This window comes from Streptomyces sp. NPDC059255, assembly GCF_042752355.1.
Classification (GTDB): Bacteria; Actinomycetota; Actinomycetes; order Streptomycetales; family Streptomycetaceae; genus Streptomyces.
This window is the reverse complement of record NZ_JBHYZP010000015.1, coordinates 76,960-89,827: the sequence shown is the minus strand read 5'-3', so window position 1 is coordinate 89,827 and position 12,868 is coordinate 76,960. Positions and strand designations below refer to the sequence as shown.

Genomic DNA, 12,868 nt, shown 5'->3' with positions numbered 1-12,868 from the left:
CCGCCCACGGGGTACCGCACTTCTGACGGAGTACGGTCAGGACCAGCGGCCCGTACGGCCCATCAGCAGCGCCGTGGCCGCCGTGCCCGCGGTGGAGGTGCGCAGCACGCTGGGGCCCAGCCGGTACGGCCGCGCCCCCACCGCCGCGAAGGCCGTCAACTCCTCCGGCGACACGCCCCCTTCGGGGCCCACCACCAGCACGATCGAGCCCGTTCCCGGCAGTTCGGCGGTGGCCAGCGCGGCGCTGTCCGCCTCCCGGTCCTCGTGCAGGACGGCCGCGAGGTCCGCCGTGGCGAGCAGCGCGGCGACCTGCTTGGTGGTCATGGCGCCCGCGACCTCGGGGAAGCGCACCCGGCGCGACTGCTTGCCCGCCTCGCGCGCGGTGGCCCGCCACTTGGCGAGCGCCTTCACGCCCCGCTCGCCCCGCCACTGGGTGACGCAGCGCGCAGCGGCCCACGGGACGATGGCGTCGACGCCGGTCTCCGTCATGGTCTCGACGGCCAGTTCGCCCCGGTCGCCCTTGGGCAGGGCCTGGACGACGGTGATGTGCGGGGTCTCCGGCGGTTCCTCCGTCACCGAGCTGAGTTCGACGACCAGCCGGTCCTTGCCCTCGGCCGCCAGCACCACGCAGTCGGCCCACCGGCCGGTGCCGTCGGTCAGGACGACGTCCTCGCCGGGCCGCATGCGCTTCACCGAGACGGCGTGCCGCCCCTCGGGCCCGTCCAGCACGAACCTCTCGCTGTGCCCGGGGCCGAAGCCGTCCACGACGAAGACGGGTGCGGTCACGGCGCGCTGCCCAGGCCGGGCATGAACGAGGCGCGGGTCGCGTCGAGTTCGCCCGCGAGGACCTCGACCAGCTTCCCGGCGGGCAGTTCGCGCGCCATCCGGTGGCCCTGGCCCGCCCAGAGGGCCATGCCCTGCGCGTCGCCCACCTTGGCGGCGGCCTTGCGCAGCCCGGAGGTGAGGTGGTGGACCTCGGGGTAGGCGGGCGGGGCGTACGGGCCGTGTTCGCGCATGAAGCGGTTGACGAGCCCGCGCGCGGGGCGGCCGGAGAACGCCCGGGTCAGCTCGGTCCGTACGAAGAGCGGGTTGGTCATGGCCTGCTTGTGCAGGGCGTTGGCCCCGGACTCCGGGCAGACCAGGAAGGCGGTGCCGAGCTGTGCCGCGTCGGCGCCCGCCGCGAGTACGGCGGCGATCTGACCGCCGCGCATGAGGCCGCCCGCGGCGATGACCGGCAGCTCGACGGCCTCCCTGACCTGTGCGACCAGCGAGAGGAGCCCGAGGCCCGCGCCGTCGGTGGCGGGGTCGTCACGGTGAGTCCCCTGGTGGCCGCCGGCTTCGATGCCCTGCACACAGACGGCGTCGGCGCCGGACCACTGGGCGGTCTGGGCCTCCTCGGGCGTGGTCACGGTGACGACGGTGTACGTACCGACGCCCGCGAACGAGTCGAAGGTCGTCCTGGTCGGGCACCCGAAGGTGAAGGAGACGACCGGCACCGGGTCGTCGAGCAGGATGGCGAGCTTGGCCTCGTACGCGTCGTCCCACCCGGTCTCGGGGTCGCCGAGCGGGGTCTCGTACCAGGTGGCCTCACCGGCGAGCTGGTTACGGTAGACCTCGACGGCGGCGCGGTCGGCGTAGCGCGCCTGCGGCATGAAGAGATTGACGCCGAAGGGCCGGCCGGTGAGACCCCGGATCTGCTTGATCTCTTCGTACATGCCGTCGACCGTCTTGTAGCCGGCGGCGAGGAACCCGAGACCTCCGGCCTCGGAGACGGCCGAGGCGAGCTGCGGGCAGGACGCGCCGCCCGCCATGGGGGCCTGCACGATCGGATACCGGCAGAGATCGGTCAGTGCGGAGGACATGCAGGCATGGTGCCATGTCAGCCACGGCACCTCCGAATCGGCACCGCACCAGGCGTGACGCCGGGTCCGGAGGCCACCCCCGGCCCCCGGCCCGAACGAACCGCGCGCTGCCCGTTGAGGCAACCTTCGAAGGGCCCGCCTACCGCCCGTTGAACGCTGCCTTCGGGGGCGAGAACAGCCCCTGCCGCCCTGGCCGACCGCGCCCGCCCGGGGGCAAACCCCCGGGCGGGCGGCCGGACAAGCCCGCCTACCGCCCGTTGAACGCGTCCTTCAGACGCGAGAACAACCCCTGCTGCCCTGGCTGGAACTGGCCCGTGGGCCGTTCCTCGCCGCGGAGCTGGGCCAGTTCGCGCAGCAGGCGCTCCTGCTCCGGGTCCATCTTCGTCGGGGTCATCACCTCGACGTGGACGATCAGGTCGCCCCGGCCACCGCCGCGGAGGTGCGTGATGCCGCGGCCGTGCAGCGGGATCGACTGGCCGGACTGCGTGCCGGGCCGTACGTCGATCTCCTCCACGCCGTCCAGCGTCTCCAGCGGGCACTTCGTGCCCAGCGCCGCCGCGGTCATCGGGATCGTCACCGTGCAGTGCAGATCGTCGCCGCGCCGCTGGAACGTCGCGTGCGGGACCTCGTGGATCTCCACGTACAGGTCACCGGCGGGGCCGCCGCCCGGGCCGACCTCGCCCTCGCCCGCGAGCTGGATCCGGGTGCCGTTGTCGACGCCCGCGGGGATCTTGACCGTGAGCGTACGGCGGGAGCGGATCCGGCCGTCGCCCGCGCACTCGGGGCAGGGCGTCGGCACGACCGTACCGAAGCCCTGGCACTGCGGGCAGGGCCGCGAGGTCATGACCTGGCCCAGGAAGGAGCGGGTGACCTGCGACACCTCACCGCGGCCGCGGCACATGTCGCAGGTCTGGGCGGAGGTGCCGGGCGCGGCGCCCTCGCCCGAGCAGGTCGTGCAGACGATCGCCGTGTCGACCTGGATGTCCTTGGTCGTGCCGAAGGCCGCCTCGTTGAGGTCGATCTCCAGCCGGATCATCGCGTCCTGGCCGCGCCGCGTCCGCGAGCGCGGGCCGCGCTGCGACGCCGTACCGAAGAACGCGTCCATGATGTCCGAGAAGTTGCCGAAGCCGCCGGCTCCGAACCCTCCCGCGCCGCCGCCCCCGTTGGAGGACAGCGGGTCGCCGCCGAGGTCGTAGACCTGCTTCTTCTGCGGGTCCGACAACACCTCGTACGCGGCGTTGATCTCCTTGAAGCGCTCTTGCGTCTTGGGATCGGGATTGACATCCGGGTGCAGCTCGCGCGCGAGTCTGCGGAATGCCTTCTTGATCTCGTCCTGAGATGCGTCGCGGCGCACGCCGAGTACGGCGTAGTAGTCCGTGGCCACTTACGACTCCGCCAGGATCTGTCCGACGTAACGTGCCACTGCGCGTACCGCTCCCATCGTTCCGGGGTAGTCCATGCGGGTCGGTCCGACCACGCCGAGTTTGGCGACTGCCTCGTCGCCCGAACCGTAGCCGACCGCGACGACGGACGTGGAGTTGAGGCCCTCGTGGGCGTTCTCGTGCCCGATACGTACGGTCATGCCGGGGTCCGCGGCCTCGCCGAGCAGCTTGAGGAGCACCACATGCTCCTCCAGCGCCTCCAGCACCGGCCGGATGGTCAGAGGAAAGTCGTGTCCGAAGCGGGTGATGTTGGCGGTTCCGCCGATCATCAGCCGCTCCTCGGTCTCCTCGACCAGGGTTTCCAGCAGGGTCGCGAGAACCGCCGACACGGTCCCCCGGTCCTCCTGCTCGAAGGAGTCGGGCAGGTCCTGCACGAGTTGCGGGACGTCCGTGAAGCGGCGTCCGACGATCCGGCTGTTGAGCCGGGCCCGCAGATCGGCGAGAGAGGTCTCGCCGAACGGCGCGGGGCAGTCGACCAGGCGCTGCTCGACCCGTCCGGTGTCCGTGATCAGGACGAGCATCAGCCGGGCGGGCGCGAGCGCCAGCAGCTCCACGTGCCGCACCGTCGAACGGGTCAGCGAGGGGTACTGGACGACGGCCACCTGCCGGGTGAGCTGCGCGAGCAGCCGCACCGTACGGCCCACGACGTCGTCGAGATCCACGGCGCCGTCCAGCAGGTTCTGGATGGCGCGGCGCTCCGGCAGGGACAGGGGCTTGACCCCGGCCAGCCGGTCGACGAAGAGGCGGTAGCCCTTGTCGGTCGGGATGCGCCCGGCGCTGGTGTGCGGCTGGGCGATGAAGCCCTCGTCCTCCAGCACCGCCATGTCGTTGCGCACGGTCGCCGGGGAGACACCCAGTTTGTGCCGCTCGGTGAGTGCCTTGGAGCCGACGGGCTCCTCGGTGCCGACGTAGTCCTGGACGATCGCGCGCAACACCTCGAGTCTGCGTTCGCTGAGCATGGCGCACACCTCCCGATGTCGTCCGTCGTCCTTCGCCCGCCGCGGCGCTCATTGGCACTCGTTCCTGCGGAGTGCCAGCGCTCCCGGTTCAGTGTACGGCCGTAAGGCGTATCCCGAGCAAGAGCGGCCGACCAGGCTACCCGGCGGATCCGGGCGGATCCCGGCGCCGGATGTCAGTGCTCTCCCGTAGCGTCCCGGTATGGACGTCCGTTGGGAAGAGTACGGGTGGGAGCGGCTGGCCCCCGGAGTGGGCCGCAGACGCCTGCCGGGGTGGGACGCGACCGTCGGTCTGGTGGCCGGGGAGCGGGGCGCGCTGCTCTACGACACGGGGTCGACGCTGCGGGAGGGCGCCGAACTCCGGGCGCAGACGCGGGCGCTGCTCGGCGGCCGGCGCGTGACGCATGTCGCATTCAGCCATCCGCATTTCGATCATGTGCTCGGGGCGGCGGCGTTCTCCGGGGTGGCGGTCTACGGGGCGGTGGGGACGGCGGAGCTGCTGTCCGGGGGCGGCGCGGGCCGCCCCGCCGGGAGCCTCTACGAGGAGGCTGTGCGGGAGGGTGTCGCGGAGGCGGAGGCGGCCGAGGCGGTGGACCTGCTGGTACGGCCGGGGCACGCGGTGTGCGGGGAGCTGACGCTGGACCTGGGCGGCGGGCGGCGGGTGCTGCTGGCGAACGTCGGCCCGGGGCACACCGCGCACGACCTGGCGCTGCTGGTGCCGGGGGCGGAGGCGGGCGGGGAGCCTCCCGGCGCCCCGGCGGTGGTCTTCTGCGGGGACCTGGTGGAGGAGTCGGGCGAGCCTCAGGCGGGCCCCGACGCGGTCCCGGCGCGCTGGCCCGCCGCCCTGGACCGGCTGCTGGCGCTGGGCGGCGGGGACGGGGCGGTGTACGTACCGGGGCACGGGGCGGTGGTGGACGCGGCGTTCGTACGGGCGCAACGGGACGCGCTGGCGGCGCGGTTCGGCGGGTCGGGGCCGCCCGCGTAGCCCGGCGGGCGACCCCCGCATATCGTCGTGCGCATGCGCAGCTACAGCCCCGATCTGACGCCCCCGTGGAAGAAGTCCACGCCCGCGCCGGAGGTCCCCGCCGAACCCGATCTGGTGGTCGAGGAGGTGACGACGGGCTTCTGCGGTGCGGTGATCCGCTGCGAGAAGACCGCCGAGGGGCCGACGGTCACGCTGGAGGACCGGTTCGGCAAGCACCGGGTCTTCCCGATGGTGGCGCGCGGCTTCCTGCTGGAGGGCCGGCCGGTGACGCTGGTCCGCCCTCGGCCGGGCGGCCCGGGCGGGGGCGCCGCGCGTCCGGCCGCCCCGGCCCGTACGGCCTCGGGCTCGGTCGCGGTGCCGGGCGCCCGGGCGCGGGTGGCCAGGGCGGGCCGGATCTATGTGGAGGGGCGGCACGACGCGGAGCTGGTGGAGAAGGTCTGGGGCGACGATCTGCGCATCGAGGGCGTGGTCGTGGAGTACCTGGGCGGTATCGACGATCTCCCTGCGGTGGTGGCGGAGTTCGGCCCCACGCCGGACGCGCGGCTCGGCGTGCTGGTCGACCATCTCGTGCCCGGCTCGAAGGAGTCCCGTATCGCGGCGGCGGCGGGCGGCGCGGATGTCGCGGACGTCTTGGTGCTGGGCCACCCGTACATCGACGTCTGGGAGGCGGTGAAGCCGTCCTCGGTGGGCATCGGGGCCTGGCCGAAGGTGCCGAGGGGCGAGGACTGGAAGACGGGCGTGTGCGAGGCGCTGGGCTGGCCCGCGAACACGGGGGCGGCGTGGCAGGCGATCCTGTCCCGCGTGCACTCCTACCGGGACCTGGAGCCGGCGCTGCTGGGCCGGGTGGAGGAGCTGATCGACTTCGTCACGGTCGGCGGGGCGGCCTGAACGGCTGGGGCGGGGCGGCCTGAGCGGCCGCGCCCGCGATCCGCACCCGCAATCCGCAATCCGCAGCGGTTCACCCTGGCGGGTGATCAGTCCACCAGGTCCCTGACGACGGCGTCCGCCAAGAGGCGGCCCTTCAGCGTCAGCACCGCGCGACCCGTCTCGTACGGCTCCCGCGCGAGCAGTCCTTCGGAGAGGGCGCGGGCGGCGGCGGTCAGGCCGGCCGGGCGGAGGAGGGACAGGGGGCAGCCGTCGGCCAGGCGCAGTTCCAGCAGGACGCGCTCCACCCTGCGGTCCTCGTCGGTGAGGAGTTCGCGGCCCGCGCCCGGGGAGCGGCCCTCCGCGAGGGCCTGGGCGTACGCGCCGGGGTGCTTCACGTTCCACCAGCGCACACCGCCGACGTGGCTGTGGGCGCCGGGGCCCGCGCCCCACCAGTCCGCACCGCGCCAGTACAGCTCGTTGTGGAGGCAGCGCGCCTGCTCCGTGGTGGCCCAGTTGGACACCTCGTACCAGGAGAAGCCCGCCTCCGCGAGCACCCGGTCCGCGATGAGGTAGCGGTCCGCGTGCTCGTCGTCGTCCGTCATGGGCACCTCGCCGCGCCGGATCCGGCGGGCGAGCCCGGTGCCCTCCTCGACGATCAGCGCGTACGCCGAGATGTGGTCGGGGCCCGCGCCCACCGCCGCCGCGAGGGTGTCGCGCCAGTCGGCGTCGGTCTCCCCCGGTGTGCCGTAGATCAGGTCGAGGTTGACGTGCTCGAACCCGGCGGCGCGGGCCTCCGCGACGCACGCCTCGGGGCGGCCCGGGGTGTGCGTACGGTCGAGGACCTTCAGGACGTGCTGCTTGGCGCTCTGCATGCCGAAGGAGATCCGGTTGAAGCCGCCTTCGCGCAGGGCGGCGAGGTACGCCGGGTCCACGGACTCCGGGTTCGCCTCCGTGGTGATCTCGGCGTCGTCCGCGAGACCGAACTCGTCGCGGACCGTCCCCAGCATCCGTACGAGGTCCCCGGCGGCGAGCAGGGTCGGAGTGCCGCCGCCGACGAAGACCGTACGGACCCGGCGCGGGTCGTCGCCGAGGACCTTCCTGGCCAGCCTGACCTCGTCGGCGAGGGTGTCGGCGTAGTTGTCGCGGGAGGCCAGCACGCCGCCGGAGCCGCGCAGCTCGGTCGCCGTGTAGGTGTTGAAGTCGCAGTAGCCGCAGCGGGTCGCGCAGTACGGAACGTGCAGGTAGAAGCCGAGCGGCCGGTCCGCCGCGCCCGCCAGGGCGTGCCGGGGCAGCGCGCCGGTCTCGGGCATGGGGTCGCCGTCGGGCAGTGCGGAAGGCATGCCCCCAGTGTCCCGTACGGGACGGACCCGGCGGGACGCGCGGGCCGGAAGCGGTTACGAACCGGAGGCGGGGGCGGTACGGGCCGGGGCGAGCGGCGCGCTGTGGGGCGCTGTGGGCCGGGGATTCGGGGCGCGCCCCGAATCCCCGGCCCGTACCGCTCCGTGTCACTCCGCCTGGAGCACCAGCAGCGCCAGGTCGTCCCCCGGCGGCGTCTCCGCGAATTCGTGCACCGCGCGCCGGATCCGCTCCGCGACGCCCTGCGCCGTCAGCCCCGCGCACCCCGCCAGGGCGCGGGCGAGCCCGTCGCCGTCGTCCAGCATCCGGCGGCCCGAGCGGCGCTCCGTGACCCCGTCGGTGACGCAGAGCAGCGTGTCACCGGGTTCCAGGTCGAAGGTGCTGCTCTCGTACGCGACGGACTCGACCACCCCGAGCAGCAGCTGCGGCTCCGCGGCGGGCCGTACGGTGCCGTCCGGCCGCAGCAGCAGCGGCAGGGGGTGGCCGGCGCTGGCGAGGGTGCACCGTACGCCCGTGCCGTCCGGCCGGGGCGTCAGCTCGCCGTACAGCAGCGACAGGAAACGGGCCTGGCGGCCCTCGGGGAGCCCGGGAGACGCCTGCGGGGCTCCCGATGGGGCGCCGGTCCCTCCGGCCGCCACAGCGGCCATCAGGGACGCCGACTCGGCCGCCTCCGTCGCGTCGTCGAGCAGCAGCCGGTTGAGGCGGTCGAGGACCGCGCCGACGCCGTACCCCTCGCGGGCGAGCAGCCGCAGCCAGGGGCGGGCGAGGCCGGTCACGACGGCGGCTTCGGGACCGCTGCCCTGGACGTCGCCGAGCATGAAGCACCAGCGGTCGTCCGGCGGGCAGGGGAAGACGTCGTAGAAGTCGCCGCCCGCGAGCCCGTCGTCGCTCGGTTCGTACACGAGGGAGCTGGTGACGCCCGGGATGCGCGCCACCTGGCTGGGCAGCAGCCCGCGCTGGAGGACACGGCTGATGGTGACCTGGCGGGCATAGCGGCGGGCCGCGCCGATGCCCAGGGCGACGCGCCGGGCGAAGTCCTCGACGAGGGAGGTCACCTCGCCGGGGACGGTGCGATGTCCGGGGCGGCCGATCATGAGTGTGCCCAGGGAGCGGCCGTTCGCGACGAGCCGGCAGGCGAGCGCCGCGCCCTCCACGGCCACGTACTCCGCCGCCCCTCCCGCCGCCGCCTCCGCGTCCTCCGCCGCCCCCGCCGCGTCCTCCGCCGTTTCTTCTTCCGGCGGTCCCGCGGTCCCCGTCGTCTCCAGGGCGGGCCAGGGCACCGGTACCGGCGTGGCGTACGGCGGGGCCGGAAGCCGGGGCGGCTCCTTCTCCAGCGCCGTGCGCAGCGGCTCGATCCGGGACTCGTCGGCGTGCCAGACGCGGGCGAGCCGGGGCGCCGCGGCCGCCTGGGCGTCCTCCCCGTCCAGCCAGACGGCGCACCAGTCGGCGAGGCGGGGCACCAGCAGCTGGCCGGCGAGCGCCGCGACGAGGTCCTCGTCGAGCTGCCCCGCGAGCAGTTCGGACGCCTCGGCGAGGAAGGAGTGCGCGCCCCCGCCGGCCCATTCCGGGTCGTCGCGGACCGTGCGCCGGGCCGCCGGGGCGGCGAGGCCGGCAGCACTCGGCCCGCGCCGGGCCGCCGGCTCGGCCGCGCCCCGGCCGGGGCCCGCGTCCCGGCCTTCGAGGGGGAGCCGGGCCCAGACGGTCTTGAGGCCGGAGCGGTAGGTGATGCCCCAGCGTTCGGCGAGCGCGGAGACGAGTTGCAGCCCGCGGCCGTACTCGGGGGTGCCTGTCCCGGACGGCGGCGCTCCGTTCGGGTCGCTCTGCACGGGCCGCGCGGGATGGTGGTCGGAGACTTCGAGGACGAGCGCGGCCCGTTCGTCGGGGGCCGGCACCTCGGAGGTGTCCCCGGCGCCGTCCCCGGCAGGATCCTCCGGAGCGTCCGCGGAGGGGACTTCGAGCCGGCAGAGCAGTTCGACGGTGGTGCCCGCGTGCACGACCGCGTTGGTGACGAGTTCGTCGACGATCAGCACCGCGTCGTCCGCGAGCAGATCGGTGCTGTGCTTGCCCGGGGAGCAGCATGTTTCCCCCTGGCAGAAGGTGCAGGTGGCGAGCAGCCCGAGGCGGGTCCAGTCCGCGAGCGCCGCGCGTGCGAAGCGGCGTGCGGCGGACGGGGCGAGCGGGTTGCCGGGCAGACTGGTACGGGAGATGGACCGCGCGTCCCTCCGTAACGGCACCTGGGGTGCCGGACGGTGGCGGGTTTCGCGCGGGATCGGAATGGGCCCCACTGCGGCTCCTGATCCGGTTCTGGCGTTGTGCCGCTTACGATCCCGACAGAGTGACAGACGGAGGGCATTCCTACGCACCGAGTTAGGGAAGTCGCCGGAGATTGCCCCGGGGTATTGACAGCGGAAACGGCGCGCCGGGCGAGCCCGTGCGGGAAGGTTGCGGGAGGGGTGGCGCGACGGGTGGCGCGTACGGCGGGGCAAACCGCCGGAACCGCGTGCGAAAGCGCCCCGGACAGAGCATTCTTGCCTCCCTGGCCGAAAGACACAGGCCGGACAAGGAGCAACAAGGATGATCAGCACATGAACGGCACAGCGGTCGGCACGGAACGTGCGGGCATCCTGCTCGTCGACGACATGGAGGACAACCTCATCGCGCTCGAAGCGGTGCTGGCCTCGCTCGACGAGCGGCTGGTACGGGCGCGTTCGGGGGAAGAGGCGGTGGAGGCGCTGCTGCGCCAGCCGTTCGCCCTGGTGCTGCTGGACGTCCGGATGCCCGGTATGGACGGCTTCGAGACTGCTTACCGGATCAAGAAGCTCGACCGGGCCAAGGACATTCCGATCATCTTCCTGAACGGGCCCGGGTCCGACAGCGGTTACGCCTTCCGCGGGTACGCCACCGGCGCGGCCGACTTCCTGACCAAGCCCTTCGACCCGTGGATGCTGCGGGCCAAGGTCAGCGTCTTCCTCGATCTGCACCGCAAGAACCGCCAGTTGGAGCGGGCACTGGCGCGCGAGCAGGAGCAGTTGGAGGAGGTCGCGGGCCGGCTGACGAAGATCGAGGACGCGCTGCGGAGCGACGCCCCGGAACATCTGGCCGAGGTACGGCGCCACTTGGAGCGGATCGAGGATGCCCTCGGCGAACTACGGCGCGGGCGGGACCGGTAGGGCAACAGGTCTGCCCCTTCGGCCCCGCCCGTCGTGCACTTCCCGCCCGCCCCGTACGCCCCGCGGGACCCGCCGGATCGGTCGGACCGGTCGGCTCTCACACCGGCCGTCGCACCCGCGCGACCGTCGGTGCGGTCGGGTGGCGCGGTTCAGGCCGCGCGGGAGCCCTCGTACATCTCGTCCAGGAGATTCCTGTACTCGCGCTCCACGACGGGCCTCTTCAGCTTGAGGCTGGGCGTCAGCTCGCCGTGCTCGATGTCCAGGTCGCGGGGGAGCAGCCGGAACTTCTTGATGGTCTGCCAGCGCTGCAGGCCCTCGTTGAGCCGCTTCACGTACCCGTCGACGAGCCGCTCGACCTGCGGGGAGGCGACCACCTCGGCGTACGGCCTGCCCGCCATGCCGTTCTCGGCCGCCCAGCCGAGGATCGCCGGCTCGTCGAGCGCGATCAGCGCCGTACAGAAGTTCCGGTCGGCGCCGTGCACCAGGATGTTGGAGACGAACGGGCAGACCGCCTTGAACTGGCCCTCGACCTCGGCCGGTGCGATGTACTTGCCGCCCGACGTCTTGATCAGGTCCTTCTTGCGGTCGGTGATCCGCAGATAGCCGTCGGCCGACAGCTCGCCGATGTCCCCGGTGTGGAACCAGCCGTCGGACTCCAGCACCTCCACGGTCTTCTCCGGCAGCCCGTGATATCCGGCCATCACACCCGGCCCGCGCAGCAGGATCTCGCCGTCGTCGGCGATCCGCACCTCCGTGCCGGGCAGCGGCTTGCCGACCGTGCCCGTGCGGTACGCCTCGCCCGGGTTGACGAAGCTGGCCGCGCTGGTCTCGGTCAGCCCGTACCCCTCCAGGATGTGGATCCCGGCGCCGGCGAAGAAGTAGCCGATCTCGGGCGCGAGCGCGGCGGAACCGGAGATGGCGGCGCGCAGCCGGCCGCCGAAGGCCTCGCGGAGCTTGCTGTAGACGAGCGCGTCGGCCACCTTGTGGCGGGCACCGAGCGCGAACGGCACGGACCTCGTGCCCGTACGGCGGAAGTTGTCCTGGGCGGCCTTGGCGTGCTCGCGGGCGACCCCGGCCGCCCACTGGAAGATCTTGTACTTGGCGGGACCGCCGGTCCGCGCCTTGGCGGCGACGCCGTTGTAGACCTTCTCGAAGATCCGCGGCACGGCGGCCATGTAGGTCGGCCGGACCACCGGCAGATTCTCGATGATCTTGTCGACACGGCCGTCCACGGCCGTGACATGGCCGACCTCGATCTGCCCGGACGTCAGCACCTTGCCGAAGACGTGGGCGAGCGGCAGCCACAGGTACTGCACGTCGCTCTCGCTGATCAGGCCGGTGGCGGCGATCGCCTTGGCCATGTACGACCAGCTGTCGTGCCGCAGCCGTACGCCTTTGGGGCGGCCCGTGGTGCCCGAGGTGTAGATGAGAGTGGCGAGCTGTTCGGCCGCGATCGCCTCGGTCCGCTCCTCGACCGCCTTGGGGTGCTCGGCGAGGAAGGCGGTGCCGCGCGCCTCCAGGTCGGCGAGCGAGAGCACCCACCCCTCGGGGTCACCCTCGGCGGGCTCGGCGTCGGCCGCCTCGATCACCACGACATGGGCGAGGTGCGGCAGCTCGGCGCGGCGCTCGCGCACCTTGGCGAGCTGGGCGGCGTCCTCCGCGATCAGCACCCGGCTCTCCGAGTCGGAGAGGATGTACGCGGACTCGTCGGTGTTGGTGGAGGGGTAGACCGTGGTCGTCGCGGCGCCCGCGCACATCACCCCGAGGTCGGCGAGGATCCACTCGACGCGGGTGGCGGAGGCGAGCGCGACCCGCTCCTCGGCCCGTACGCCGAGCGCGATCAGCCCGGCGGCCATCGCGTACACCCGTGCCGACGCCTCGGCCCAGCTCAGGGAGCGCCACTCGTCGGGACCGGGGCCGGCGGCGGGCACGGGGTAGCGGTACGCCTCCGCGTCCGGCGTGGCCGCCACGCGCTCAACGAAGAGGGTCGCCACGGAGGGCGGCCGGTTCTCGATCAAGTTCTGTGTGTCGCTCACGGCATCCTCCGGGCCCGCGGCAGCGCTGCCGACGTGCTGTCTGAATTGTGACTGGCGAGAACCATCATGACTGACGAGTAACTAACCGACGGGTAACTACGAATCTGGGCTCAGGGTAAGGGCCGCCCGCCCGGCGCGTAAGGGGCGGTGGGCTGCCGCTTCATAACAAAGCCGCCACCCGTCCTGGCTCCCGG

The 12,868-nt window shown here is 73.3% G+C and carries 10 protein-coding genes; 3 read left to right on the top strand and 7 right to left on the bottom strand.

Annotated elements, in window-relative coordinates; all coding sequences use genetic code 11:
• Positions 1–36: 36 nt before the first annotated feature.
• The 4 genes from ACFXKG_RS19275 to hrcA all read right to left on the bottom strand — a co-directional run bounded on the left by ACFXKG_RS19275 (position 37) and on the right by hrcA (position 4,263).
• Positions 37–786 (bottom strand): 16S rRNA (uracil(1498)-N(3))-methyltransferase, encoded by a 750-nt coding sequence (locus tag ACFXKG_RS19275; protein ID WP_384840033.1) that lies wholly within the window; start codon positions 784–786, stop codon positions 37–39.
• Positions 783–1,862 carry a nitronate monooxygenase gene (locus ACFXKG_RS19270; RefSeq protein WP_384840030.1) on the bottom strand — a complete coding sequence of 360 codons (1,080 nt, stop codon included), beginning with the start codon at positions 1,860–1,862 and terminating at the stop codon, positions 783–785. The genes ACFXKG_RS19275 and ACFXKG_RS19270 overlap by 4 nt, the downstream gene beginning before the upstream one ends.
• Before the next feature lie 247 nt (positions 1,863–2,109).
• Complete coding sequence (dnaJ, locus tag ACFXKG_RS19265) at positions 2,110–3,246, bottom strand: molecular chaperone DnaJ (protein WP_382888833.1); 1,137 nt, start codon at positions 3,244–3,246, stop codon at positions 2,110–2,112.
• The gene (hrcA, locus tag ACFXKG_RS19260; protein ID WP_365819111.1) at positions 3,247–4,263 is read right to left on the bottom strand and encodes a heat-inducible transcriptional repressor HrcA; all 1,017 of its coding nucleotides are present in this window, start codon (positions 4,261–4,263) and stop codon (positions 3,247–3,249) included.
• Positions 4,264–4,462: 199 nt separating this feature from the next.
• On the opposite strand from hrcA, the gene ACFXKG_RS19255 reads away from it, so the two are divergent.
• Entirely contained in the window at positions 4,463–5,245 is a 783-nt protein-coding gene (locus ACFXKG_RS19255; RefSeq protein WP_384840027.1) for an MBL fold metallo-hydrolase, read from the top strand.
• Positions 5,246–5,278: 33 nt separating this feature from the next.
• Positions 5,279–6,133 (top strand): DUF3097 domain-containing protein, encoded by an 855-nt coding sequence (locus tag ACFXKG_RS19250; protein ID WP_384840024.1) that lies wholly within the window; start codon positions 5,279–5,281, stop codon positions 6,131–6,133.
• Positions 6,134–6,219: 86 nt separating this feature from the next.
• Here ACFXKG_RS19250 and hemW read toward each other — a convergent pair whose 3' ends face one another.
• Complete coding sequence (gene hemW, locus ACFXKG_RS19245) at positions 6,220–7,452, bottom strand: radical SAM family heme chaperone HemW (protein WP_384840022.1); 1,233 nt, start codon at positions 7,450–7,452, stop codon at positions 6,220–6,222.
• Positions 7,453–7,617: 165 nt separating this feature from the next.
• The gene (locus ACFXKG_RS19240) at positions 7,618–9,753 is read right to left on the bottom strand and encodes a SpoIIE family protein phosphatase (protein WP_384840019.1); all 2,136 of its coding nucleotides are present in this window, start codon (positions 9,751–9,753) and stop codon (positions 7,618–7,620) included.
• 300 nt (positions 9,754–10,053) lie between these two features.
• Between ACFXKG_RS19240 and ACFXKG_RS19235 the strand changes: the two genes are divergently transcribed.
• The gene (locus ACFXKG_RS19235) at positions 10,054–10,638 is read left to right on the top strand and encodes a two-component system response regulator (RefSeq protein ID WP_382888828.1); all 585 of its coding nucleotides are present in this window, start codon (positions 10,054–10,056) and stop codon (positions 10,636–10,638) included.
• Positions 10,639–10,787: 149 nt separating this feature from the next.
• On the opposite strand, the gene ACFXKG_RS19230 is transcribed toward ACFXKG_RS19235, so the two are convergent.
• On the bottom strand, positions 10,788–12,674 hold the full coding sequence (locus tag ACFXKG_RS19230) for an AMP-dependent synthetase/ligase (RefSeq protein ID WP_384840016.1): 1,887 nt from the start codon (positions 12,672–12,674) through the stop codon (positions 10,788–10,790).
• Positions 12,675–12,868: the final 194 nt, after the last annotated feature.